Genomic DNA, 22,584 nt, shown 5'->3' with positions numbered 1-22,584 from the left:
CGAATTCTTTTCCCGCCGTCTGGGCCGTTCGGAACGACGGGAAGTAGATGTGGCTCACACCATATATGGTGTGCGATAGAAGGCGGGCTCGATGCCTGCTAGACTCCACTCGCATTAGTTATGTTGATCTAACTAACATCTATTTGCCCTGGTGCGCCGGGGCCGGGTGGTGAAAGGCGGCGTGGATGAGCCAAGACGATGGCCAGGGCGAATCACGGAAACGAGGCGGCTTCTTCAGCCGGTATTGGCTGTATTTCGTGACTGCTCTTCTCGCTGGGCTCGTCGTCTTGGCCATCGACCGGATCGGCACGATGTACTACCAGACGACGAACGACAAGGCGACCCCGAACAACGCTGGCGACGTCACGAAGTTCATCCCGAAGCACGTCACCTTCGAACTCAGCGGCAACTTCGGCGGCAGCGGGCAGCTCACGTATCTGGACGTGGACGCGCAGCCGCACAATGTCGTGTTGAACTCACTGCCCTGGTCGTACACCGAGACGACGATGCTCACCACCGCCTCGGCCTCCATCGTCGCGCGGGTGCAGGGCGACCAGCTCACCTGCCGCATCCTCGTCGACGGCGTGCTCAAGACTGAGTCCTCCCTCGCGAACCCCGGCGCGGCGGTCACCTGCGTGGTGCTGTCCGCATGAGCGCGCCAGCGCAGGCTCCTGTGAAAAAACCCTTCCTCGCGAAGGCGATCCGCTCCTTCTCCCTGCCGATCATCATCCTGTGGCTGCTCTTCACCGCCGTGGTGGAGATCTTCCCGCCGCAGATCGACACCGTGTCCATCGAGCTCGCAGGCCCGATGGTCCCGCTCGACTCGCCCTCGCAGAGGGCGATGCTGCACATCGGCGAGGTGTTCCACGAGTCCTCCTCCACCAGCATCGTCATGATCGTCCTCGAGGCGCAGGACCGCAAGCTCGAGGCCAAGGACCACGAGTATTACGACGATCTGCTGCGCAGGCTGCAAGCGGACAAGAGCCATGTGCAGTACGTCATGGACCTGTGGGGCAAGAAAGTCACCTCCGCAGGCGCGCAGAGCAACGACGGCAAGGCCGCGTACGTGCTGGTGCGGATGACCGGCAACATCGGCGAGGCGCAGGCCACCCAATCGGTGAACGCAGTGCGCGACCGGGTCTGGGCCGACACGCACCCGCAGCAATATCCGAACACGCCGGGGCTCAAGCCGGTCCCGGCGGGGCTCAAGGTCTACGTCACCGGGCCCGCCGCTTTGGCTTCGGACACGATCAAAGTCGCCACCGACAGCATGCGCTGGATCCTGTATTTGACGCTCGGCATGATCGGCGTGCGGATGTACCTCCTGTACCGCTCGCCGATGGCCGCGGTGCTGCAGTACGTCGTCGTCGTGACCGAGCTGCTCGCCGCCCGAGGCCTCGTCGCCGCGCTGGCGAACTTCCACGTGATTCCGATCTCCACCTTCGGCGCGAACTTCGTCGTGACACTGGTCCTCGGCGCGGGGACGGACTACGGGTTCTTCTTGGTGGGCCGCTACCGGGAGGCCCGGTCCTCGGGCATGGACCGCGAAGAGGCCTACTACGACGCCGTCAAGGGTGTCACGCACGTGATCCTCGGCTCCGGTTTCGCGGTCACCGGCGCGATGTTCTGCCTCGGGTTCACCCGGCTCAACTACTTCAGCACCATGGCCGGAGCCTGCTGCATCGGCATGATGTTGACCACGGTGATCGCGCTCACGATGGGCTTCGCGATGCTCGCCTTCGGCAACCGCTTCGGCTGGTACGACCCGAAGGACAAGCCGGTGGGCAGAGGATGGCGCAAGATCGGGACCATCGTCGTGCGCTGGCCCGTCCCCGTGCTCGCCGCCAGCTCGACGGTGATCCTCATCGGGGCGGTCACCGTGCTGACCTACCACGTCGACTACGACGACCAACACTCCCAGCCGAGCTGGACCGCGTCCAATCTTGGCTTCCAAGCCGCGGACCGGCACTTCCCGCCCGGCAAGATGAACACCGAGATGCTGATGATCGAGGCCGACCACGACCTGCGCAACCCGCAGAGCATGGTCGCCATCGAGCGGGTCGCCAAGACGATCTTCCGCGTCCCCGGCATCGCGGAAGTCCAAGGCATCACCCGGCCCGAGGGCCATCCCATGGAACACGCCACCCTCGCCTACGCGCTCGGCGGCGTCTCCAGCAACTCCGCCGCGACGCTCCAGATCACAAAAGACAACATCGCCAAGATGGAGCAGCTGGCCGACGTCACCACGCGCACAGAGCTCATCTCGGAGAAACAGCTCGCCATTCTGAAAGACCAGCTCGCCCTGCAGCAAGAGCAGGCGGACATCGCGCACGAATCGCGGGGGTCGGCCGAGCGCTCGGAAGCCATCATGGACCAGATGCGCGAGGATATGGGCTACGTCGACGACTACATGCGCCCGTTCCGCAACTTCTTCTACTGGGAGACCTACTGCTACGAGATCCCCTGGTGCTGGATGGGCCGGTCCCTGTTCGACATGATGGACCAGTTGGACAAGACTGCGGACGAGCTGCAGATCACCACGCGCGACTCGCAGCGCACGGACGCGCTGCAGCCCCAGCTGATCGCGCTCACCCAGCGCAATATCGCCTTGACCGAGCAGACCATCGCGCAGACCAAAGAACAGCTCGACCTCACGCGCCAGCAGATCAGCATCCAGAAGGCGCAGGTGGCGCTGACCGAGTCCGCGCTCCCGGACGCGCTCCCGATGGGCAAGGCCTACGACGACGCCCGCAACGACGAGGTGTTCTATATGCCCCCGTCGGCCTTCGCCAACCCGGACTTCAAGATCGGCCTCGAATTCTTCGTTTCCCCCGACGGGAAGGCGACGCGGTTCATCATCACGCATGAGGGCGACGCGCTGAGCGAGGCGGGCATCGAGCACGCACGGGCGGTCCTCGAAGCCACCCGCGAGGGCATCAAGGGGACGTCGCTCGCCGGCTCGAAGGTGTTCCTCGGCGGCGCGGGCACCAACTTCATGGACGTGCAGGACACGGCCGACCTCGACTTCGCCATCGCGGCGATCTGCGCCTTCGCGCTGATCTTCTTGATCATGCTGTTCATCACCAAGAGCCTCGGAGCCGCGCTCACCATCGTCGCCACCGTGGCCTTCTCCTACACCGGGGCGTTCGGCATGGGCATCCTGCTCTGGCAGCACATCCTGCACAAGCCGCTCAACTGGCTCGTGCTCCCCATCTCCTTCATCATCATCGTGGCGGTGGGGTCGGACTACAACCTGATGCTCATCTCCAGGTACAAGGAGGAGATCGGCGGCGGGCTGAAGACTGGCCTCATCCGGGCGATGGGGTCGACCGGCTCCATCGTCACCACTGCGGGCGTGGTGTTCGCGGTCACCATGTTCGGCATGCTGATCAGCAGCCTGAACTCTATCCGCCAAGTCGGCACCACCGTCGGCATCGGCCTGATGCTGGACACCCTGCTCGTCCGCACGTTCATCACGCCGTCCATCGCCACGCTGCTGGGCCGCTGGTTCTGGTGGCCGATGCGAGTGCGGCCCCGCCCGGTGAGCGCGCTGCGCCAGCGACGGGACTCTTAGCTTCGCTACGCCTCGCCCGGTTTGCCGAGCCAGGCGAGGCCTGTCCCCATTGTTGTGTTGCGTCATCGAGCGCAACCGGCCTCGCATGTGATGTCTCATGCAAAGACTGCCCTTAATGTTTTGTGCTGGACGCAGCTCAGGGAAACAGGCGGCAGGTCGGGCGCGGGCTCATGCCGATGGCTGCGGGGCCATCTCTCGGCGGTGTTCCGGCGCCTCACCGAGAGCGACCGCCGTTGCCCCAGTCAGGAGGCCAAATTCTCCAGCCAGGCAGGATCGTCCACGTCCACGATCTTCCCGTTTTTGGCCACAGACGGCACTCCCCGGCCGCCCTCGGCCGCAAGCTTGGCCAACTGCGCGGCGGCTTCGCTCTTCGCCGTCGCGACCTGTGCGCCCTGCCGCACGCATGCGGCGGCGGCCCCGGCTCCCGCCTCGGTCGAGATTCGCGCCAGATCGCCGTTCGAAAGGTCGGAGTCGCCCTCCTCCTCAGGCTGCACATCCGGCGCGAACAGCCGGGAGCGGAACGCGGCGAGCCGGGAGGGGGCCAGATTCGCGACGCAGCGCGCGGCGCCCGCGGCCCGAGACGAGTAGTCCCCCGAGGCGGAGAGCCGGTCGAGCTTGTTCACGAAATGGTAGTGCAGCTTGATCCGCCCGGAGCGGGCGGCGTTCTCCAGTTCGGAGCCGTATTGCTGGTCGAACGCTGCGCAGTACGGGCAGAGGAAGTCCTCGTACACGTCCACCGACGGCGCGGGCGCTGCGGCTGCCGAAGAGCCGAACGCGGGGGCGAGCGCCATGACCATGGCCATCGGAAGGACGGCGCGCAGTCTGAACATGTCGTCCACTGTATCGCTTGCGGGCTTTTCGGGCGAGGGCTAGCCGACCAGCTTGCCCAACCATCGCGCGTCGTCCAGGTCTATTTTCTTGCCGTGCTCCACGACGGTCGGGACGGAAATTTCTCCGACCGTCTCGCGCAGCTCCTCAGCGGACCGCTCCGCCAGATCCTCGGCGGCCTCGGTCTCCTCGCCCGCGCGAATCACCGCCGCGGCGGCCTCGTCCACGCCGAGATCCTCGGCGATCTTCGCCAGCTGGTCGTCCGACGGATCGCTCGCGCCGTGCTCTTTCGGCTGCGTCCCCTCGGCGAAGAGGCGCTTGTGGAACGCCGCGAACGCCGCCGGGTCGCGCCGGGAGAGCGCCAACGCCGCGCCAGCGGCCCGAGACGAGTAGTCGCCCGAGGCGGAGAGCCGGTCGAGGAAATGCAACAAGTGGTACCGGACCTGGAGCTTGCCGCTCGCGGCGGCAGCGGTGATCCGGTCCCCGAACTGTCGCTCGAACGCCGCCGAGTACGGGCACAGGTAGTCCTCGTACACGTCGATGACCGCTGTCGCGCCGTCTTCGCCGAGCGTCGCGACAGCGGTGTCGGCGGGATCGGCCCCGGATCCGGGGGCCGCCGCGACGGACATGGCGATCAGGAACGGCGTGAGCAGGACGGGGCGGAATCTCGGCATAGCTTCCACTCTACGGAGCGCCGACGAGCTTCTGGAGCCACTGCGCGTCGTGCTGCCAGTCCACCGGCTGGTCGTCCTTGAGGACCGAGGGCGTTGACGCCCTTTTCAGGATGCTTTGCAACTGACGGGTCGAAGCCGCCGCCGCGTCCTCGGCCGCTTTCACGTTCGCGCCCGAGCGGATGTCCGCCGCCGCCGCGCCAGCTCCGACCTCCTCGGCGATCTTCGCCAGCTGGTCGTCCGAGAGGTCGCTGGAGCCGCCCTCTTGCGGCTGCGTGTCCTGCGCGAGCAGTTTGGCGTGGAACACGAGGAATTTGTCCGGAGCCTTCTGGAACACCGAGAGCGCGGCGCCCGCCGCCCGAGACGAGTAGTCCCCCGAAGCCGAATGCCGGTTCAAGAAGTTCAGCATGTGGAAGCGCACCCGCAGCTGGCCCGCCTCGACCGCCTTCGCGATGCGCTCCCCCTCCCGCTCCTCGAATAGCGCGCACGCCGGGCAGAGGTAGTCCTCGTACAGGTCCAGCGTCACCTTGGCCTCCGGCTTGCCCACCGTCGCAATCGCCAGACCCTGGGCCTGGACCGGTTGCGCCGATATCGTGCTGTCCTGCGTCTGCCGCGCGGCCGGCCTGGTCCCCCTCAGCCACACGGCAGTCGCCGCGCCCGCCGCGCAGAGCAGCGCCACCGCCCCGGCGATGACGACCAGGACGAGCGGCAGCCTCGATTTCGGCGGCTGTTGGTACGGGAAAGCCGGATATGCCATCGTGTCATCCTCCTAGGAGCGTTGTCAGCCATGCTTTGTCGGCGAAGTCGACGACTCGCCTGTCTTTGACCACGGTCGGGGTGACGAGCTGCCCCTTGACGATCGTCGAGAGCTCTCGCACCCCTGCCCGCGCGGCCTCTTTCGCTTGCTCGGCCCGAGCGCCCCGCCGCACGCAGTCCACCGCCTGCGTCGAGGCTCCCGCCTCGGCTGCGAGTTTCGCCAATTGGTCGTCGGCGAGGTCCGTCGCGCCACCTTCTTCCGGTCGGACCTCGGGTTGGAAAAGCGTCGTGTGCAGGCGCAGGAACGCGCCCTCGTCCTCCTCCAGCACACACATCGCCGCCCCTGCCGCCCGCGACGAGTAGCTGCCCGAGGCGGACCTGCCGTCGAAGACCGTGAGGAAGTGATAGCGGACCCGGAGCGCGCCCTGCTGCACGGCGGCGACGATCTGGGCCGCGTACCGGTGCTCGAACCCGGCGCAGGCCGGGCAGAGGAAATCCTCGTACACGTCGATGGTGAGCGGAGCCTGAGCGTTGCCCACCTCCGCAGGAGGTGGCGGCGGAGCGCTTGTCCGCCCGGACGAGGCTCCCGATTGCGCGGACTTCGTCGGAATTGGCCTATCTGAGCTGCTCTTTTGGCTGATGAACGCGCCGGTCAAAAGGATGGCGACCGCGACGGCGGCTCCGCCTGCGACCCAAATCCAGAATTTGCCCGCGCCAGAGATCATCCGGCGGGCTTCGGAGCCTGCGCCGGGGCCGGAGCCTGCGCCGGGGCCGGAGCCTGCGCCGGGGCCGGAGCCTGCGCCGGGGCTCCGATGAGTTTCTGGAGCCATTGCGGGTCTTTCCACTCCACTGGTTTGTCATCCTTGAGGACCGTCGGCGTGGCGGCCTTCTTCGTGATGCTCTGCAGTTGGCGGATCGAAGCGGACGCGGAGCCCGCCGCCGTCTTCACCTGGGAGCCCGAGCGGATGTCCGCCGCCGCCGCGCCGGCCCCGACCTCCTCGGCGATCTTCGCCAGCTGGTCGTTCGAGAGGTCGCTGTCACTGCCCTCCTGCGGCTGGACCCCTTGCGAGAACAGTTTCGAGTGGAACGCCAGGAATTTGTCCGGAGCCTTCTGGAACACCGCGAGCGCGGCGCCCGCGGCCCGAGACGAGTAGTCCCCCGAAGCCGACCCCCGGTTCAAGAAGTTCAGCATGTGGAAGCGCACCCGCAGCTGGCCCGCCTCGACCGCCTTCGCGACCTCGGCCCCGTACGCCTCCTCGAACCCCGCGCACGCCGGGCACAGGAAGTCCTCGTACACGTCCAACGTCACCTTGGCCTCCGGCTTGCCCACCGTCGCGAGCACCGGGTCGTACTTCGTGTTGTCGTCCTTGTACTGCTGCTTGATCCCCCACCAGACCCCGACGGCGAGCGCCACGATCACCACGGCTCCGGCTACCCACGGCAGCCATTCGCCGACCCTTGGGCCTGGTCCTTTGCGCGCCGAAGCCTTCGCGGCGCCCTTCTTGGGCTGGGTCTTGGTCTTGATCGTCATCTAAGCCTCGGTCTTCGTCGCGTTGTTTTCGGCAGGGGCAGGCGACGATTCTAGCGGAACTGGACCAACTGCAGGCTCGTCCTCGGCGGCTTCGGCGTCATCGGCCGGCCGCAGCGGCAGCCGGGAGCCTGGGCCGAGCGCGGCCCAGGACCTGGGTTTGGCCACCAGCCACAGCGCGAGCGCGAGGAAGCCCGCGTCCCTCGCGATGTCTTTGGCGTATCCCCAACCGGTGGCGGAAGGGTCCTCCCCGCCCTGCGAGAAGCAGCCGCAGTCGATCTGGTAGCCGTGCGCCCACACCCACACGATGCCTGCGATGTAGCCCGCCAACAGCAGGGCGCTCAACGCCGCCGCAGCGCGCGCGCCGAAGCCGATCAAGAGCGCCACGCCGAGCGCGACCTCGAAACCGGGCTGGACCGCCGCCACGGGCCGCACGGCCCAATCCGGCAGCAACCGGAACGCCGAGACGGCGATCTCGTTCAGCTCCGGCTCGCTGAGGAGCAGCTTGGGCACGCCCGCGAACAGCCAGACCGCTGCGAGCCCGAGCCGAGCCGCAAGGCTCACGACGGGCACCAGCACCGAGGGCCGCGCATTACGCTCATCTGTCACAGCCGCATGATACCCGCTGGAGCAGGGCTTCCGCCGGGAAGCGACCGGCCTTTCTGGCCGTACTCTCAGAAAGACCGGGTAATTTCAACATGTGCGCCTCAGCCCAGCCCGCCCCTTCCCCAGGCTCCTCGCCCTCGCGTTGGCCGGAACGGCACCGGCCCTCGTCGCCACCGCCTGCTCCAGCTCGGCCCCCACGCCGGCCGACGAGCGCTCCGGAGTGTTCACGCTCCGGCACGAACATATCGCGACGCTCACCGGCCCGGCGCGGGACCAGCCCTGCGATATCGACGCCGACCTCTACCTGCCCTCCGACGCCAGCCCCGACCACCGCTCCCCCGCGCTCATCTACTCCCACGGCTTCGGCGCGACCAAAACGCAGGAGAGCGCGATGAACGCGGAACTCGCCAGGCGCGGATACGTGGTCCTCGCCTACACCCAGCTCGGGCATGAGGGATCAGGGTGCCAGATCCACCTCGACGACCCGGACTACGAAGGCGCGGTGGTCCGCCAATTGGTCGACTACCTCGGCGGGGCTCCGGGGCTCTCCTTCGCCGACGCCGGCCACACCAAACCGCTCCCCCCGCTCGCCGTCGTGCAGACCGACGAACACGACCACGCGGGCGGGCGCGCCCGTACGACCCGAAGGTCGGCATGATCGGCGGCTCCTACGGCGGGCAGATCCAGTTCATCGCGGCAGCGCAGGATCCTCGGATCGACGTGATCGTCCCCAGCCTCACCTGGAACGACTTGAACCAGGAACTCGCGCCGAATTTCGCGACGCAGGCCGGGGCCGCGCCGCCGCCGGGGTCGGCGAAGACGGGCGTCGCCGAAAGCCTTTTGCGCGGCGGCGAGCACAACCCGGGGTTCAGCCTCAGCCAGGCCAAACAAGACAACGGATGCCGCAAGATCGCCCCGGCCTCCTGCCAGGCGCTCCTGCATCTCGGCGAGCAGGGGCGACTCACCGAGGCGCAGCGGCAACTGCTGCTGTCCCGGTCGGTGAAGAGCTTCGTCGACAAGATCGACATCCCCGTCCTGCTCGCGCAGGGGCAGGACGACCGGCTCGCCCCGTTCAACGAGGCGTTGAAAACCTACCAAGCGCTCCGGGCCCGCCACGTCCCAGTGCAGCTCCTGTGGCACAAGTACGGCCACGACACCCCATGGGACCGCGACGGGCCGGTCGGAGACCCCGGCTGGAACTTCGACCCGGACAAGGTCGAGGGGGCCTTCGCCAGCTTGCAGGTGATCCATTGGCTCGACCGCTACCTCAAAAACGACCAAGCCGTGGACCTCGGCGCGAACTTCAACTACTACCGACCGTGGTCGAACACGCCAGGAGCGGACTCGCGGCAGGTGTACGGGCAAGCCGCGGACTATCCGGCGGGGCCCGACCGGTCCTGGTACTTGACGGCGGACGGCCAACTCGCCGCCACGCCCGCCGGCCCCGAGGCGGGTCAGCAGCTGGTCACTCGTGAAACCGCTGGCGGGGGCGGACCGGCGAAGACGTTCACCAGCGAGCAGCTGGACAAGCCGGTCGACGTCGTCGGCGTCGGCAAGCTCGCCCTGTCGATGTCGTCGCCGGGGACGGGCACCGTGTTCGTCACCCTGCTCGACGTCGGCCCCGACGGCGCGCCGGAAGTGGTCACCAAGCTCCCTTCGCTCGCGCGGTTCGACGGCGAAGGCCCCGTGGTGGTCGACCTCGTCGGCTTCGCGCACCGGTTCGCCCCAGGGCACCGGATCCAGCTCGCCGTCGCTGGGAGCGACCCAGGGTATGCGTCGGGCCCGAACCCGGCCCCGGTGACGCTCGTCCTCGGCGGTTACAGCGCGCGGTTGACGCTGCCAACCGTCTCGAGCAACTGACCGTCCCATGGCAGGCCGGTTAGGCTGCTCTGGTGACTTCCGCACCTCAATTGCGCCTCATCGCCCGGCTGAACCCGTCCGCGTCCGACTCCCGTCGCGGCATTGTGCGTTTGCACGCCGAAGTGCTCGCGGCGCTGGGTTTGCGGGAATGGGACGCGGTCGAGCTGCTCGGAACCCGCACCACCGTCGCCGTCGCGGGGTTGTCGCCGTCCGGGTTCCCCGCCGGTGTGGCGCTTTTGGACGACATCACGCTCTCCAACACCGGGCTTCGGGAGGACGGGCAGGTCGTGGTGCGCGCGACGAGCGTTGTGGGTGCGCGGTCGGCGCGGCTCTCCGGATCGGTCCTCGCCAAGGCTTCAGTCGCCCCCGGCACGTTGCGGCTTGCGCTGCTCGGCAAGGTGCTCTCGGTCGGCGACGTGGTTTCGCTGTTGCCACGGGACCTCGGCCCCGGCACGAGCACCGCCCCTGCCGTCGAGTCGCTGGCCCGATCCGTCGGGATCACCTGGACCAGCGAACTGCTCACCGTCGTCGCGACCGACCCCGAGGGCCCGGTGAGCGTGCAGCCGAACTCCGCCGTGAGCTTCGACGGCGCCCGGACGGGGGAGCCTGCCCCGGACTCCCCCGCGCAGGCTCCCGCCTCCGCCCCGTCGGCGCAGCCGCCCGCGTCCGGGCGCGGGGCCGGGCGGCGGGCGCGCGACTCCGCCGAACTCGTCGGAGTCGGCCAGCAGGTCGCCACGCTCCGGGAATGGCTCACCCTCGCGCTGGACCAGCCAGACCTCCTGCGCGCGCTCGGAGTCGAACCCCGACTCGGAGCGCTCGTCACCGGCCCCGGCGGGGTCGGCAAGGCGACGTTCGTGCGCTCAGTCGCCCAAGACCGGTCGTTGGTCGAGCTGGACGGGCCGAGCGCCGGCGCGCTGGAGCCGAACGCGCGGCTGCAAACGGTGCGCCAAACGGCGGCCGAAGCCGCTCGCCAGCGCGCCGTGCTCTTGGTCACCGATGTCGACGCATTGCTCCCGGCGGCGAGCGATCCGGTCGCCGCCGCCATCCTCGACGAGTTCGGCCACGTGGTCGAGAGCCCCGGCTGCGCGCTCATCGCCACCACCGCCCATCCCGAAGGGGTGGACCGCCGGCTGCGCGATCCCGGTCTGTGCGACCGTGTCCTCGCGCTGCCCTCTCCCAACGGCCAAATCCGAGAGGACCTGCTGCGCGTGCTACTGCGCGCCACGCCGACCGGGGAGCTGGACCTGCGCGAGATCGCGCTCGGAGCCCCTGGCTTCGTCGCGGCGGATTTGGCTGCGCTGGTCCGCGAGGCCGCGCTGCGCGCGGCGGCGAGGGCGAGCCAATCGGACGAGCCGCCGCTCATCGCGCAGGAGGACCTGTGGGGCGCTTTGTCGGTGATCCGCCCCTTGTCGCGCTCCGGCGGCGAGGAGTTGTCCATCGGACGGCTCACCCTCGACGACGTCGGCGACATGGTCGCGACGAAGCAGGCGCTCACCGAAACCGTGCTGTGGCCGCTGCGCCACCCGGACACGTTCGCCCGCCTCGGTGTGTCCCCGCCGCGCGGCGTGCTCCTGTACGGCCCGCCGGGCTGTGGCAAGACGTTCTTAGTCCGAGCGCTCGCGGGCTCCGGCCAGCTGTCCGTGCACGCGGTCAAGGGAGCCGAGCTAATGGACAAGTGGGTCGGCTCCTCGGAGAAAGCTGTGCGCGAGCTCTTCGCCAGAGCCCGAGACAGCGCGCCCTCCCTCGTCTTCCTGGACGAGATCGACGCCCTCGCCCCTCGGCGGGGGCAATCCGCCGACTCAGGCGTGGCAGACCGCGTGGTGGCGGCGCTGCTCACCGAGCTGGACGGCGTCGAGCCGTTGCGCGACGTCTCCGTGCTCGGAGCCACCAATCGTCCGGACCTCGTGGACCCGGCGCTGCTGCGGCCGGGGAGATTGGAACGCCTCATCTACGTGCCGCCGCCGGACGCCGAGGCTCGCGAGGCGATCCTGCGCGCGGCGGCGAAAGGAGTCCCCCTGGCAGACGATGTGGTGTTCGGCGAACTCGCCGAACGACTCGAGGACTACTCCGCCGCCGACTGCGCGGCGGTGCTCCGCGAAGCAGCGCTCACCGCGATGCGCCGAGACATCGAGGCCGCGGACATCACGCGCGCCGACGTCGAGGAGGCGCTACGCGTGACGCCGGGGTCGCTCGACCCCGTCCAGGTTGCGCACCTTGCGGCGTACGCTCAGTCCCGGCAGGGCTAGGAGCCCCGACGATGGCGCGACAGATCGACTGGACCGACGAGCTTGTCGAACAGCTCGAATGGCATTGGCGCGAACAGCTGCGGCCTCGGCTCGACGGCCTCACCGACGCGGAGTATTTCTGGGAGCCGACGACCGGCTGCTGGAGCCTGCGCCGCCGGGGGACGAGCGCCGCGCCCAGCCAAGCGGGCGCCGGCGCGTTCACCCTCGACTACGCGTTCCCGGCTCCCGAGCCAGCCCCGGTGACCACCATCGCCTGGCGGCTGTGCCACCTCGTCGTCGGGGTGTTCGGAGCCCGGACCGCGGCGCACTTCGGCGGCCCGCCGGTCGACTACGCGGATTTCGAGTATCCCGGCACGGCGCGAGAAGCGCTCGCACTGCTCGACGATCACCACCGCGCGTGGGTCCAGGGGGCACGCGCGCTCGGCGAGGCGGGCCTCGCCCGAGCATGCGGACCGGCCGAAGGGCCGTACGCGGACTTGCCGATGGCGACCTTGGTGCTGCCACATCCATCGCGAGGTCATCCACCACGGCGCGGAGATCGCCCTGCTCCGCGATCTTTACCTGCGTCTGGGCGGGGCGCGCTAGCGCAGAAGCAGCCCGAGCACGATCAGCCATTTGCGCACCGGGCTGCGGGAAGGTCAGCGCAGCCAGTTCGGGCGCTGCCGGGCGAACGGGTCGGACCGGACCTGCGGCTCCTCGGCCCAGATCATGGTCTCGCGCCGGTCGAGGCCGTACCGAGGCCAGTTCCCGCCTGGGTCGTTGTCGGCGACGAACGAGACCCATGCCCCATGGATGGCTCCGGCCAGCCCTTGCGGAGGATTGTCGCCCGCGACTGCGGCCACTCCTTGGGCTCCGAGCAGATCGAAGGCGAAAGGCACGTCCAGGCAGTGGAACGACTTCCCCCGGTATTGCGGAGCTTGCGACGGCCAATCGAACTCGTACAGCCATGTGGGCTGCCCCTGGCTCGCGCGCGCCTCCGCGACCCGATACGTCGGCGCGCGCAGCATCGCGTCGCTCTGCGCCTCGTCGCCGAACTCCTGGCTGGTGAAACCCAGCAGCAACGGGACGGCATCGGCGGCTCCGGGCCGGAGCATCTCGTGGCTCGCGCGCGGAATCAGGCTGCCGTCGGCCCACGGAGCCAGGCCGAGCGCGAGCCACGGCGGATTGTCTGGTCGCTGCGCGCGGAGCGCGTCCTCCAGCGCCTGCATCTGATCGCGATTGAGATCCCGCATGGCCGCAGCCTTCGCGGGCGTCCCGGTGCGCTGGGCGAACAGCGCGGACATATCCATGGCGACAGCCCTGTCGTTGGGCTGCGCGAGGGCGCCGGACTCCGAAATGGCCGCGCGGAAGAGCCCTCTCGCCGATGGCGCACCCATCAGCGCCCACACGGCGCCCCCGCCCGCGGACTGGCCCGCGATGGTCACTTTCGCCGGATCCCCGCCGAACGCGGCGATATTGCCCTGCACCCAGCGCAACGCGGCGAGCCAGTCCAGCACGGCCCGGTTCTCCGGCGCGTCGCTCAGATGCAAAAACCCCTCGACGCCCAGCCGGTACCCGATCGACACCAGCACCACGCCGTCACGGTTGAAGGAAGCCCCGTCGTACCACGGGCTCGCCGAGCAACCGGCGACGAATCCGCCGCCATGGATCCACACCAGCACCGGAAGTTTCGCCGAAGGCGAAGGATCGGGCGTGAACACGTTCAGGTTCAAGATCCCGTCGCCCGGGATGACCGGCTCCGGGATCGTGGTCACCTCGCTGAGCTGCTTGCGCTGCGCCGTCGGGCCGTAGCGCGTGCACAGCAACGCCTCCTTCCACGGCTTCGGCGGCTCCGGGGCCGCGAACCGCAGCTCGCCGACCGGCGGCTGGGCGTACGGGACGCCGAGGAAGGCGAAACCCGTCGCTCTCCGCTCGCCCACAACCGGCCCGTATACCGTGCGCACGGATTCGGGAGCCAGCGCGCCCACGGGTGGCCCAGAACACGCGGCGGCCAAGCCCAGCGCCGCCGCCCCGATCAGAACCGAACGGCGTCCGAGCTGCTCAGCGCGCATAAAAGCGTTTTCACCCTCGCTCATCGAGTCTTGGCCTTCATGCTTCGAGCATGCCATAACAACCCCCCTCGCATCAGTTGCGAAGGGTTGGAATAAATCATTGGATGATTGGGTTATAGTATGTGAAGCGAACAAACGCCGACGACCGAGAACCCTCGACCGGACGACGAGACAAGAAAGGACCACCGCCATGAAAACCCTCGCAGCCAGCGCCCTGATCGCCCTCTCCGGCCTGTTCGGAGCCGCCGCGTACGCCTCGGCCGCCCCCGCGCACGAGACCGTGGTGGTCGCCCACCTCAGCGGCGACGCCCATGGGCACAACTACGAGCAGCCCGAGAACAACGACGTGGTCACCAACCAAGGCCCCAACAAGGCCACCGGAGCCCTGCACGACACCATCGGCACCGCCCTCGGCACCCGCTGAGCCGCAGCAGCCTCGAATAAAACCGCCCCGCGCGATCGCGCGGGGCGGTTTTTCGTCTGGACGGCCGGAGCCCTCGGCGAAGCCAATCCCGAGGTCGGGAAGCTCAGGGGCAGGATCATCCGCGACGGGCGATGACACGCCCGAACGATCGTCAAAATAAGGAGTAAGTAAGGGGCAAACCCCAAACGAAACCAGGCCAGAGGATTTCCATCCTCTGGCCTGGCCTTTCGTAGCGGGGACAGGATTTGAACCTGCGACCTCTGGGTTATGAGGGCATTCCCACATACCACCATAAGGCATCATATGTCAAACTTCAGCTTGAAATGCTCATTTACCCAACGAGCTAGATTTTTTATGTCGGCTTATGATCGTTTGTGATCATTAAAGTGGAGAGTAAGTGGAGGCCATCTAGCCTCGCCTTCACCTCCATGTCTTACCGGCCTCGTGGGCCACGATGTACTCCTCCACGTCCGACTCACGCCAACGCAGAGGGGCTTGGGCGGTACGCCCCAGCTTGATCGCTTTGTCGTTGAACAGCGGATGGCCTCCTCTCACACGTAGGTGCAGGATGTGGTCACGAGTACAGCCCAGGCGCTGAGCTACCTCCTTGCTCGCTAGGAGTCGATCTTCACCCACCATTGCTAGCTCCCTCCAGTTCAGCTACGCGGGCTTCGAGGGTCTTGATCCGGGCTAGCGCGTAGTTGTGCTCCTGCGCTAGCTCGATGTGCTCGTGCGCGATCTCGTCACGCTGCCGGTCTTTCAGGTCGGCCTCGTCCAGGGCTTGCTCGAGCCGTCTCACCAGATCGGGGAAGCAGCCCATGACAGCGCAGATGAACTCAGCGTCAGCTTGGTTCCGCACAGTGCCGATCCATCCCTTTTCCTCTTTTTTGTTCATAGTGAGGATGTCATATCCTTCAGATATCTCGAAGGTGTCTTCGACCTCTTTGGGGAACCAGTATGTGTCAGCGGCTCCGGTGGTCGCCTCGAACTGGGTCAGCAGCAGTTTAAAGAAATCTCTATCGTCCATCAGAAATCCCCTCTAGCGATCTGGTCTTTATACGAATAAGTCGATTTCAGATCAGGCACGTCCTTCTTCGGCAACGAAGTCGTTTTGTTGATGATCTCGTTGCCGAAGAATTCCTCGAACAGCGCGTCCCACTCGTCTTGCTCTTCTGGTGTCAGCATTGCTTTTTCTTATCTTCCACATAATCCCTCAAACTTTCAGTAATCGGCCCCGTACAAGGAGCCCCACGACCGGCCACCGACCTCAGCGTCGGTGTCGATCAATACCGGACCCATTTGTTCCCGCATGATCTCAGCGATACGGTTCGCCCCCCAACGGGCTTTCGCCGCTGGCACCGATGCCAGCACCTCGTCATGGATCGGAAGCCGTAGGTTCGGCCCGAAACCGGCCCTGTGGAGGCGTATGAGCGCTTTTCCGGTCACATCCCTAGATGTGGACTGGATCAGGTAGTTGAGCGCCGCATAAGCCCTGTCCTGGTCGACCGGGAGCACACGCCCGGTCGGTGTGACTATCTGCCCTGATTTCACGGCCTCCTCTTGGAGTTTGTGCGAGAGCACACGAACGCCCGGATACGCTTTGTCGAACCCGTCCACGACCTGTTTCGCGGCCATGAAACCAAGCCCGGTCTGCTCCGACACGGTTTTCGCCCCCCCGCCGTAGACCCGGCCGAAGTTCACGACCTTCGCGTATTTGCGCTCTGGGTCGTCTTTGGTGATGTGGTCCCCGAACGCGGCACGAGCCGTGAGCAGGTGGAGGTCTTGGCCCTCCGCGAATGCCCGGATCATCGTCGGGTCTCCCGACAACGCCGCAAGTACGCGAAGCTCCTGGGCCTGGTAGTCCACCGACGCGATCAGCTCCCCCTCGTCAGCGAGGAAGCAGCGGCGGATCATCCAGTCCCCCGCTGGCAGTGTTTGGGCGGGAATCTCGGTGATCGACATACGCGCCGTTCTGGCCTGTAGCGGGTTGATCGAGGCGTGGCACCTGCCGTCCGGGTCGACGGTCTGCAAGAACCGGTCGACCCACGTCTTACGCCACTTCCCCGCCTTCTTCGCGTCGATCACAGACCGGGCGAACTCGTTGCCGTCTTTCGCGAGCTGCGCCAGCAACGTGTCGTTGACTTGCTTTTTCCCGGTCGGCGTGCGACCGGGAATCCATGCCCCCATCTGCTCTAGCACGTCCGCGACCTGGTCCGTGGAGTTGACGTTCTCGCACCCGTAGCTCAACGCGATCTCGGATGCCACGCTCTCGTCCAGGCGCAGGCGGGTGGACAGCTTTCTCGTGTAGTCGACATCGAGCAGGAACCCGGTTCGTTCCATCACCGAGCAGACCTCCGCTAGGTCGCGCTCGTACCCGACCAGCCCCCGCGCCGAGACAGGCACGAGCGGCGAGAGCTTCTGACGCAACCGGCACGCCAGGATCGGGTCCATGCCCGCGTACAGCTGGTATCGGGGGTTGTCGAGCGAGACCTTTTTCCAAACGTTCGCCTTGGTGGTCTTCTCCTCTTTCGCCAGATCGGTCATCAACGTTTTGACGGTGTCCGCGACATCCGCGTCCAGGTAGTGGCGGGTCAGCTCCTCTAGCGAATGCCCGGTCCCGCCCTCTTTCCGTCCACGGGGATCCACCAGGTGGGCGAGGATCTTGGTGTCGACGACCTTCGGCCACAACTCCTCCATCGGAACACCCAGGCATTTGTCGAACACCTGGAGGTCGTACGAGGCGTTGTGGAGGACGAACCTGTCGGCGGCTCGTAGCGCGGCAATCGCCGCTTCACGAAACACCGCGCCACGCTCGACTGGGATAACCCAACCTTCTTCCGGTGACCCAAACTGAACTGTCCTGCATCGAAACCCTTTGGAGTAGATGTCCAGCCCTGTGGTTTCCGAGTCTAAGCCGAGGATTTGGTGGTTGCGGTCGACAAAGTCGAAAAACGATGTCAGACCATCGACGGTCTCGACTACCTTGATCGAGACCGGCTCCTCCGAGATTCCGTACCGATGCTCAATCACGAGCCCTCCTTACTGGGGTAACGACACAGTCATTTTTAACTTCGCAAGGATGCGGAAGGCGGATGTAAAGCTTCCCCTTGCGGTCGTAAGAGACCACCGGAACCCACTCAAATCCGTTCCACAGATGAGAAAAGGACTCGTGCCCAATGCGGTTGTCGATGAGAAGGTGCCATTTTCGGGGTACCTTCACCCACGTCCCCTCCCATCCGACACTTTGGATGTAAGCCTCTTCCGCCTCTTGGTGAAGCCTCCATCCCGCGATGTCTTCTTTGCGCGCGAAGTCAAACCAATTCAAACCCATAATTCCCCTTACTCAAACAAAGCAATAGCTTTTTCGGCTCGATCCTCAACCTCGATCACAAACTCCCGTAACGTGTCGGGCAGGTCGTCAAGGTTGGGGTACGTTTCCCGCCAACATGCCACAGTCTCGGCGTAGGCGATTGCGTGCGCTGCTATAGCATTGAACGTCATCTCAAGCACTTCTTTCGCCGTCTCAGATAATTGTTCGCTCATTAATGTTCCTTACTTGTGGTAGATGTTTCGCGCGATGCGTGAGGCCGTGGCGGGGTTGATGTCGAACATTCCCGCGATCTCTGCCAGAGAATTCCCGGCCCGCCGCAGCCTGCGGATCTGCGTGGCCTCCGCCCTCGACAGCTTCTTACGGTTCGCGGTTTTCTTCGCCGCTTTCAACTCGGCGTTCTCGCGCTCTAGGAACTCGTTCCGCTCCGTCAACTGCTGGATCTCGCTGAACAATCCGGCGAGCACTGGGTGTTTACTCATCGTCGTCTCCTCTCGCGGTGAAATAGAACGAGACATTAGGCCAGTAGAATGAGTAGGTGTCTCCGTCTGAGTCGGTGATCGACAGCAGGTTCTCGCAGATGTCGATCAGTGGTTTATCGCCCGTGACCTCCAACACCTGCCCATTTCGTAGGCTCACGACTGTGTGATACATGAACTATTCCTTCAAAGAGAAAAGAGAGCCGGGGCAACACGCCCCGGCTCTCCTGTTTCGCGTTAATCCTCAGCTAAAGCCAGATCGGGTCCGCCTCAACGCCCTTCGGGGGAAGTACGCCTGCCAAGGCTTGCCGGTCTTGCTGTTCACGCCCGATTTGAACGTCCACCCTGGAGGGCAGTCGGGGGAGCCGGGAGGCGCTTGCTGAGCCCCTGGAGGAGGTCCGTAGCTTCGCCGCTGCTGGATCTGAGCGGGCGCGACCGCTTGCGCCGCCTCACCCTGGTTCGGGCTCTGATACTTCGCGAACAGCTTGCCCGCGTTCGTCACGATCTCCAGCACCGCCCCAAGCTTCTTTTTGGTGTCGTCGCTGGTGAGCGCGTCGTACGCGTCATCGATGGACTCGAAATCGACAGTCAGCCACGGAGCGTCGTACCCTGCGCCGGATTTCAACGTCGCCCGGACCCGCTGCCCGCTCGGATCGTCGTCTTTCGGCCTCGCCTTCGCCGCACGCGGCTTCTGGCCCGGCTCCACTGGCGCGTCTTCCTGCCTTGGCTCCTCGATAAAATCAGCGTCGACCGGAGCGGAAGCCCAAGGATCGTTCTCGGTAATAGCCATAGATTCCCTACCTTTGTTGTTAAGCGCTCTCAGCGCGTTTCCCATGGTTTTTGATGTATTCGCCGCCGCAGTAGACCTCGCGGTCGTCGTCGGTCCAGTTCTCCAACCGCATCGGTCGCACATCCGGGTACAGCTCCGGGAGGATCAACGCCCGGTACTGCGACGGGAAGTTGTCGAACATCAGGTCCGCGACGTTGTCGTTCACCATTGCCGCTCCTGAATGCCCAACGCTTCGCCATGACGGACGGCCCTTCTCGACCCCGGCCCGCCGTGATCGGACCTCTCAACGCCCAACGACCGGCGGAAACGGTTCATCAGATTCGCCAAAGCCTCATGCGCCCTGCTCAGCAAGTTGCGGAACTCCACATCTCCGGTCCCGGTCCTACCGTCCAGGTACCGTTCGAGAATCGCGTCCGCGTACTTCGCGTTTTTGCGCCCCAGCTCTGATAGCGCTTGGCGAAGGTCCACCACGTCTGGCGAGAATTCCGTCTGCCCGGTCGACAACGCCCCGGACCTCAGCAGCTCCCGCGCCTCGTCCACCGAGTAGTGATAGTTTCCCGTGAAATGGTCGTGGTCGTCGCGCTCTTTCGCGGCGATCTGGTGGCCCATCCGCGTGACCATCCGGTAGCGGCCTTCCCGGCTGCTGCTCGCGATTTTCCGCGTCGATCCGGGAGACTCCAGCAATCGCACCAGGATCTCTTGCTCAACATCATCCTCGTCAGCGACACCAGGCCAGTTCCTCGCCACCGAACGCGCAGCCTTTCGAGCGGTGTCCCGCAGCTCCAAGACATCGTCATAATGCCGATTCGCCGTCATTTGACCTCCCACACGTGCCCGTCGACCGAGAACTTCCCGTCGCGGATCGGCACTGTCTCCGCTTTCACATGCTTCCCGTCCACGGTCAGCAGGCCGAAGCCCTGTTGCCAGTTCCCGGTGCCTCCTTTGAGGTATTGCGCCTGTTTCATATCCATCAGATTCCCAACCTCCATACCGGTCAGCACCTTTTTCACTTCCCCGCCGAAACCGGGCGTGTGACTCCCGATGCCCTGCCGGTGCGTGTGCCCCATCACCACCGACGAATCGAACCGCCTCGCCGCGTTCAACGCGGTGTTCCCCGCGATCCGAGACAAGCTGATCTGGCCGCGATGCCCGTGAGTGGTGATCCACCCCGGAGCCACGTGGTTGAACTCCGGTAGCAGCTTGACCCCGAAACCTCCGAAGTCCAGCAAGGTCTCGATGTTGAACGCCCCGGACTCCGCGAGCGCCGGGGCGTACTTCGCCAGATACGTCCTGGGCCGCTCGTCGTGGTTGCCCTCGTGGACCCCCACCGGGCCGTCATACACGTCCCTGAGCGGCCCGAGGAACCGGCGTATGGCCTGCTCGCAGTCCGCGAACACCGACCCCTCGAACTCGCCTCTGGTGTCTTTGTTCCACCGTGACGGCTGGGGGAAGTCCATCAGGTCACCGATGTGGATCACCTCGTCTGGCTGGGTGTCCCCGATGAACCGGATAACGGACTTGAGCGCTTTCCGGTCGTCGTAAGGCATTTGACAGTCGCTGATAATTACAATTCTCTTACCCACTCTGCCATTCCTTCATGTATTTAATTGCGTTCTCCATCACTTGAACCGAATCTTGAAGTTGACCTATCGCGGTATTGCACCACCTACACAGCAGCCCACGAATACGCCCTGTCTTGTGGCAGTGGTCGACTGAGAGCCTTCGGCTGTCCCCAACCTCAATCGGCGTACGGCCACAAATGTCACATTTATTCCCACGGACAGCGACCATCTCTTCGTACTGCTCAATAGTGAGCCCATACTTCTTCTTCAGATGTTTATTGTGATCTGCCCTGAGGCTGCGCTCCGCGTTCGTCCGCCGCCATGCGTTAGCAGACCTTCTAGCAATTGGTCCGTACATTTCATATCGACATTCCGAGTCGCAGAAGCGACGATTAAAGTGCGAGCCAGTGAGGTCGGCTCCGCAATTCCTACACTCCCTCAAAATGAGTATCTGGAATAATACAAATGCGTTTAGCCACTACCCCTCCTCACATTCAAGCAGATTCGCAAGCCTGTTAAAAAGCTCTTCCCTGGCTTGCATAAACAAATTCTGTAGCTCCGCGATAGCATTCATAATCCCTATGTCGGAGACCGGGTAATGAACCAATACGTTGACAAACGTTTCCACAGGCTCTGGACAACCGTGGATGGGATATGCCCTGGATCTGACAACATAATCGTAATCAGTCACTCGGCCCCAATCTGATATGCGCCTCCGTAATCGGCCCCATCTCATCCCAGTAGCGGAATTTATAAGCGTGTCGGTGCACATTCACAGATTCCCGGTACCAGCCGTCCTTCGCCAGTTGGACCTCTTTCGGGCTGTGGTACTCCCCCGCCCAGTCGACCACGCCCACGCCCTCTGGCACATCCGCCAGCGACTGCCATTCCCTAATACCGCTCATTCTTCCTCGACTCGCACAGGCGCATCTGTGTAGGGAAAGTGCAATCCACGATAAGACCCTTCGCCCTTCAGGTCGCTTACCAGACCCGGCTCGTAGAAAACCCCTTCACTGTTCCAAACTCCGATACCGTCAGGAACATCTTGCAACGAATCCCACTGACGCGGCTTCGACCGAGCATCCTCGTTGATCTTCTCGGCCAGGGCGGCATACCCGATAATGTCGACTATCGAGTCCCGGCTGAACTTCTTCCGCCCCCGAGACACCTTCAGCAGGATCATCAGCTGGGCGACATCGACCGACGACACCTCAACCCCGAGGTACGCCGACCACAGTTCAGCGATGCGGCTGAAGCTCTCGCGAGGATCGCCCCATTCTTCCAGCCGGTCACCGTTGACAAGGCTTTCCGCCTCTTCCAGAGCATTCACTTTTCACCCCCGATAATCTCGGTAAACGGCCCATATTTATTCAGCCATCTTCCGCCGTCATCGCGAATTTCCCACCGGATCCGGCTAGCAGAATAATGATCGCCGCCCCTATCGACCACATCGACGTTGGGCGGGATATCGTTGACGTTCTGCCAAACCCTTGTGACCGACACGCCTATCTTCTCCTCTAGACGTTCGACCCTCGCGCGGAGGCTTTCCAGCTCTTCAATAATGCTCATTCCGCATCCCCTTTCTTTAATTGTTCGATCAATGTTTTCAACTGGTCGGGTTGGAATCCTCGAATGACCGTCTTACCTGAGACGATCACGGGGAGGGTCCGACACTCCAAAACCTCGGTCACATAAAACAATGCTTTCGGGTCTTCGCTCAGATCGATCATGTTGTATTCAAGACCGGCATCGTCTAGCTTCTGCATCGACCGCTCGCACAATTTACAGCCCGGTTGTGTGTACACAGTAATCACTCAAGCGCCTCCCTGATTGTCTTCATAAGGAGCAGTGTTAGGCCGAACACCGCCGACCGGTCTTCCT

Annotated in this window: 27 protein-coding genes and 1 pseudogene; 7 read left to right on the top strand and 21 right to left on the bottom strand. The window is 64.9% G+C overall.

Annotated elements, in window-relative coordinates:
• Positions 1-185: 185 nt before the first annotated feature.
• Together HMPREF9336_RS07225 and HMPREF9336_RS07220 are read left to right on the top strand one after the other, a co-directional pair.
• Complete coding sequence (locus HMPREF9336_RS07225) at positions 186-653, top strand: MmpS family transport accessory protein (RefSeq protein ID WP_007470449.1); 468 nt, start codon at positions 186-188, stop codon at positions 651-653.
• Complete coding sequence (locus tag HMPREF9336_RS07220) at positions 650-3,574, top strand: MMPL/RND family transporter (protein ID WP_021030284.1); 2,925 nt, start codon at positions 650-652, stop codon at positions 3,572-3,574. The genes HMPREF9336_RS07225 and HMPREF9336_RS07220 overlap by 4 nt, the downstream gene beginning before the upstream one ends.
• Before the next feature lie 242 nt (positions 3,575-3,816).
• Here HMPREF9336_RS07220 and HMPREF9336_RS07215 read toward each other — a convergent pair whose 3' ends face one another.
• From HMPREF9336_RS07215 to HMPREF9336_RS07190, 6 genes are read right to left on the bottom strand one after another with little or no spacing between them, the layout of a single operon-like run.
• On the bottom strand, positions 3,817-4,404 hold the full coding sequence (locus tag HMPREF9336_RS07215; RefSeq protein ID WP_021030283.1) for a DsbA family protein: 588 nt from the start codon (positions 4,402-4,404) through the stop codon (positions 3,817-3,819).
• A 39-nt stretch (positions 4,405-4,443) separates the two neighbouring features.
• Positions 4,444-5,076 carry a DsbA family protein gene (locus HMPREF9336_RS07210; protein ID WP_021030282.1) on the bottom strand — a complete coding sequence of 211 codons (633 nt, stop codon included), beginning with the start codon at positions 5,074-5,076 and terminating at the stop codon, positions 4,444-4,446.
• Positions 5,077-5,086: 10 nt separating this feature from the next.
• On the bottom strand, positions 5,087-5,830 hold the full coding sequence (locus tag HMPREF9336_RS07205) for a thioredoxin domain-containing protein (protein WP_007470441.1): 744 nt from the start codon (positions 5,828-5,830) through the stop codon (positions 5,087-5,089).
• A 4-nt stretch (positions 5,831-5,834) separates the two neighbouring features.
• Positions 5,835-6,659 (bottom strand): DsbA family protein, encoded by an 825-nt coding sequence (locus tag HMPREF9336_RS07200; protein ID WP_156920314.1) that lies wholly within the window; start codon positions 6,657-6,659, stop codon positions 5,835-5,837.
• Positions 6,551-7,360, bottom strand: a complete 810-nt coding sequence (locus tag HMPREF9336_RS07195; protein WP_007470437.1) for a thioredoxin domain-containing protein — start codon at positions 7,358-7,360, stop codon at positions 6,551-6,553. Before HMPREF9336_RS07195 ends, HMPREF9336_RS07200 begins: the two co-directional genes overlap by 109 nt.
• Positions 7,361-7,921, bottom strand: a complete 561-nt coding sequence (locus tag HMPREF9336_RS07190) for a MauE/DoxX family redox-associated membrane protein (protein ID WP_425277262.1) — start codon at positions 7,919-7,921, stop codon at positions 7,361-7,363.
• A gap of 136 nt (positions 7,922-8,057) precedes the next feature.
• Here HMPREF9336_RS07190 and HMPREF9336_RS07185 point away from each other — a divergent pair, with 136 nt between their 5' ends.
• The 4 genes and pseudogenes from HMPREF9336_RS07185 (at position 8,058) to HMPREF9336_RS17855 (ending at position 12,654) form a co-directional block, all read left to right on the top strand.
• A complete protein-coding gene (locus HMPREF9336_RS07185; RefSeq protein WP_021030281.1) occupies positions 8,058-8,621 on the top strand; it encodes an alpha/beta hydrolase in 564 nt (187 codons plus the stop codon).
• The gene (locus HMPREF9336_RS07180) at positions 8,618-9,823 is read left to right on the top strand and encodes a CocE/NonD family hydrolase C-terminal non-catalytic domain-containing protein (protein ID WP_021030280.1); all 1,206 of its coding nucleotides are present in this window, start codon (positions 8,618-8,620) and stop codon (positions 9,821-9,823) included. The genes HMPREF9336_RS07185 and HMPREF9336_RS07180 overlap by 4 nt, the downstream gene beginning before the upstream one ends.
• A 32-nt stretch (positions 9,824-9,855) precedes the next feature.
• Positions 9,856-12,069 carry an AAA family ATPase gene (locus HMPREF9336_RS07175; RefSeq protein ID WP_021030279.1) on the top strand — a complete coding sequence of 738 codons (2,214 nt, stop codon included), beginning with the start codon at positions 9,856-9,858 and terminating at the stop codon, positions 12,067-12,069.
• A 23-nt stretch (positions 12,070-12,092) separates the two neighbouring features.
• Positions 12,093-12,654: pseudogene (locus HMPREF9336_RS17855) on the top strand (DinB family protein).
• Positions 12,655-12,707: 53 nt separating this feature from the next.
• Here the strand turns inward: HMPREF9336_RS17855 and HMPREF9336_RS07170 are convergent.
• On the bottom strand, positions 12,708-14,144 hold the full coding sequence (locus tag HMPREF9336_RS07170; RefSeq protein ID WP_244431608.1) for a carboxylesterase/lipase family protein: 1,437 nt from the start codon (positions 14,142-14,144) through the stop codon (positions 12,708-12,710).
• Between the two features lie 166 nt (positions 14,145-14,310).
• On the opposite strand from HMPREF9336_RS07170, the gene HMPREF9336_RS07165 reads away from it, so the two are divergent.
• Entirely contained in the window at positions 14,311-14,544 is a 234-nt protein-coding gene (locus HMPREF9336_RS07165; protein ID WP_007470426.1) for a hypothetical protein, read from the top strand.
• Between the two features lie 628 nt (positions 14,545-15,172).
• On the opposite strand, the gene HMPREF9336_RS07160 is transcribed toward HMPREF9336_RS07165, so the two are convergent.
• The 14 genes from HMPREF9336_RS07160 to HMPREF9336_RS07100 all read right to left on the bottom strand — a co-directional run bounded on the left by HMPREF9336_RS07160 (position 15,173) and on the right by HMPREF9336_RS07100 (position 22,508).
• A complete protein-coding gene (locus HMPREF9336_RS07160; RefSeq protein ID WP_007470422.1) occupies positions 15,173-15,571 on the bottom strand; it encodes a hypothetical protein in 399 nt (132 codons plus the stop codon).
• Positions 15,571-15,729, bottom strand: a complete 159-nt coding sequence (locus HMPREF9336_RS18380; protein WP_021030278.1) for a hypothetical protein — start codon at positions 15,727-15,729, stop codon at positions 15,571-15,573. The genes HMPREF9336_RS07160 and HMPREF9336_RS18380 overlap by 1 nt, the downstream gene beginning before the upstream one ends.
• Before the next feature lie 36 nt (positions 15,730-15,765).
• Positions 15,766-17,574: a DNA polymerase gene (locus HMPREF9336_RS07155; RefSeq protein ID WP_007470420.1), complete on the bottom strand. Its 1,809-nt coding sequence runs from the start codon at positions 17,572-17,574 to the stop codon at positions 15,766-15,768.
• 309 nt (positions 17,575-17,883) lie between these two features.
• Positions 17,884-18,087, bottom strand: a complete 204-nt coding sequence (locus tag HMPREF9336_RS07150; protein ID WP_021030276.1) for a hypothetical protein — start codon at positions 18,085-18,087, stop codon at positions 17,884-17,886.
• 9 nt (positions 18,088-18,096) lie between these two features.
• Positions 18,097-18,354 carry a helix-turn-helix domain-containing protein gene (locus HMPREF9336_RS07145; protein ID WP_007470418.1) on the bottom strand — a complete coding sequence of 86 codons (258 nt, stop codon included), beginning with the start codon at positions 18,352-18,354 and terminating at the stop codon, positions 18,097-18,099.
• Positions 18,355-18,595: 241 nt separating this feature from the next.
• Entirely contained in the window at positions 18,596-19,141 is a 546-nt protein-coding gene (locus tag HMPREF9336_RS07140; RefSeq protein ID WP_021030274.1) for a hypothetical protein, read from the bottom strand.
• Positions 19,142-19,160: 19 nt separating this feature from the next.
• The gene (locus HMPREF9336_RS07135; RefSeq protein ID WP_007470415.1) at positions 19,161-19,349 is read right to left on the bottom strand and encodes a hypothetical protein; all 189 of its coding nucleotides are present in this window, start codon (positions 19,347-19,349) and stop codon (positions 19,161-19,163) included.
• Positions 19,343-19,957, bottom strand: a complete 615-nt coding sequence (locus HMPREF9336_RS07130; RefSeq protein WP_021030273.1) for a hypothetical protein — start codon at positions 19,955-19,957, stop codon at positions 19,343-19,345. Before HMPREF9336_RS07130 ends, HMPREF9336_RS07135 begins: the two co-directional genes overlap by 7 nt.
• Positions 19,954-20,724 (bottom strand): metallophosphoesterase, encoded by a 771-nt coding sequence (locus tag HMPREF9336_RS07125; RefSeq protein WP_007470411.1) that lies wholly within the window; start codon positions 20,722-20,724, stop codon positions 19,954-19,956. The genes HMPREF9336_RS07130 and HMPREF9336_RS07125 overlap by 4 nt, the downstream gene beginning before the upstream one ends.
• The gene (locus HMPREF9336_RS19305; RefSeq protein WP_084206625.1) at positions 20,717-21,061 is read right to left on the bottom strand and encodes an endonuclease VII domain-containing protein; all 345 of its coding nucleotides are present in this window, start codon (positions 21,059-21,061) and stop codon (positions 20,717-20,719) included. The genes HMPREF9336_RS07125 and HMPREF9336_RS19305 overlap by 8 nt, the downstream gene beginning before the upstream one ends.
• Before the next feature lie 325 nt (positions 21,062-21,386).
• Positions 21,387-21,608: a hypothetical protein gene (locus HMPREF9336_RS07115; protein ID WP_007470407.1), complete on the bottom strand. Its 222-nt coding sequence runs from the start codon at positions 21,606-21,608 to the stop codon at positions 21,387-21,389.
• Positions 21,605-22,033, bottom strand: coding sequence for a DUF6378 domain-containing protein (locus tag HMPREF9336_RS07110; protein ID WP_007470404.1), 429 nt, complete (start codon positions 22,031-22,033; stop codon positions 21,605-21,607). The genes HMPREF9336_RS07115 and HMPREF9336_RS07110 overlap by 4 nt, the downstream gene beginning before the upstream one ends.
• Complete coding sequence (locus HMPREF9336_RS07105; RefSeq protein ID WP_021030272.1) at positions 22,030-22,272, bottom strand: hypothetical protein; 243 nt, start codon at positions 22,270-22,272, stop codon at positions 22,030-22,032. Before HMPREF9336_RS07105 ends, HMPREF9336_RS07110 begins: the two co-directional genes overlap by 4 nt.
• Positions 22,269-22,508 (bottom strand): glutaredoxin family protein, encoded by a 240-nt coding sequence (locus HMPREF9336_RS07100; protein WP_280110257.1) that lies wholly within the window; start codon positions 22,506-22,508, stop codon positions 22,269-22,271. Before HMPREF9336_RS07100 ends, HMPREF9336_RS07105 begins: the two co-directional genes overlap by 4 nt.
• Positions 22,509-22,584: the final 76 nt, after the last annotated feature.

It is taken from the genome of Segniliparus rugosus ATCC BAA-974 (assembly GCF_000185725.2).
GTDB classification, from domain to species: Bacteria; Actinomycetota; Actinomycetes; order Mycobacteriales; family Mycobacteriaceae; genus Segniliparus; species Segniliparus rugosus.
This window is presented reverse-complemented; position numbering and strand designations above follow the sequence as displayed.

Bases quoted from the DNA above. Each gene is read 5' to 3' on its own strand.
- HMPREF9336_RS07150 (WP_021030276.1), bottom strand. From the start codon at position 18,087: ATGAGCGAACAATTATCTGAGACGGCGAAAGAAGTGCTTGAGATGACG.
- HMPREF9336_RS07205 (WP_007470441.1), bottom strand. From the start codon at position 5,830: ATGGCATATCCGGCTTTCCCGTACCAACAGCCGCCGAAATCGAGGCTG.
- HMPREF9336_RS07225 (WP_007470449.1), top strand. From the start codon at position 186: ATGAGCCAAGACGATGGCCAGGGCGAATCACGGAAACGAGGCGGCTTC.
- HMPREF9336_RS07115 (WP_007470407.1), bottom strand. From the start codon at position 21,608: ATGAGCGGTATTAGGGAATGGCAGTCGCTGGCGGATGTGCCAGAGGGC.
- HMPREF9336_RS07140 (WP_021030274.1), bottom strand. From the start codon at position 19,141: ATGGCTATTACCGAGAACGATCCTTGGGCTTCCGCTCCGGTCGACGCT.
- HMPREF9336_RS07130 (WP_021030273.1), bottom strand. From the start codon at position 19,957: ATGACGGCGAATCGGCATTATGACGATGTCTTGGAGCTGCGGGACACC.
- HMPREF9336_RS07165 (WP_007470426.1), top strand. From the start codon at position 14,311: ATGAAAACCCTCGCAGCCAGCGCCCTGATCGCCCTCTCCGGCCTGTTC.
- HMPREF9336_RS07220 (WP_021030284.1), top strand. From the start codon at position 650: ATGAGCGCGCCAGCGCAGGCTCCTGTGAAAAAACCCTTCCTCGCGAAG.
- HMPREF9336_RS18380 (WP_021030278.1), bottom strand. From the start codon at position 15,729: ATGCTGACACCAGAAGAGCAAGACGAGTGGGACGCGCTGTTCGAGGAA.
- HMPREF9336_RS07210 (WP_021030282.1), bottom strand. From the start codon at position 5,076: ATGCCGAGATTCCGCCCCGTCCTGCTCACGCCGTTCCTGATCGCCATG.
- HMPREF9336_RS07200 (WP_156920314.1), bottom strand. From the start codon at position 6,659: ATGGCTCCAGAAACTCATCGGAGCCCCGGCGCAGGCTCCGGCCCCGGC.
- HMPREF9336_RS07215 (WP_021030283.1), bottom strand. From the start codon at position 4,404: ATGTTCAGACTGCGCGCCGTCCTTCCGATGGCCATGGTCATGGCGCTC.
- HMPREF9336_RS07170 (WP_244431608.1), bottom strand. From the start codon at position 14,144: ATGAGCGAGGGTGAAAACGCTTTTATGCGCGCTGAGCAGCTCGGACGC.
- HMPREF9336_RS19305 (WP_084206625.1), bottom strand. From the start codon at position 21,061: ATGTACGGACCAATTGCTAGAAGGTCTGCTAACGCATGGCGGCGGACG.
- HMPREF9336_RS07180 (WP_021030280.1), top strand. From the start codon at position 8,618: ATGATCGGCGGCTCCTACGGCGGGCAGATCCAGTTCATCGCGGCAGCG.
- HMPREF9336_RS07145 (WP_007470418.1), bottom strand. From the start codon at position 18,354: ATGAGTAAACACCCAGTGCTCGCCGGATTGTTCAGCGAGATCCAGCAG.
- HMPREF9336_RS07160 (WP_007470422.1), bottom strand. From the start codon at position 15,571: ATGGACGATAGAGATTTCTTTAAACTGCTGCTGACCCAGTTCGAGGCG.
- HMPREF9336_RS07135 (WP_007470415.1), bottom strand. From the start codon at position 19,349: ATGGTGAACGACAACGTCGCGGACCTGATGTTCGACAACTTCCCGTCG.
- HMPREF9336_RS07105 (WP_021030272.1), bottom strand. From the start codon at position 22,272: ATGAGCATTATTGAAGAGCTGGAAAGCCTCCGCGCGAGGGTCGAACGT.
- HMPREF9336_RS07195 (WP_007470437.1), bottom strand. From the start codon at position 7,360: ATGACGATCAAGACCAAGACCCAGCCCAAGAAGGGCGCCGCGAAGGCT.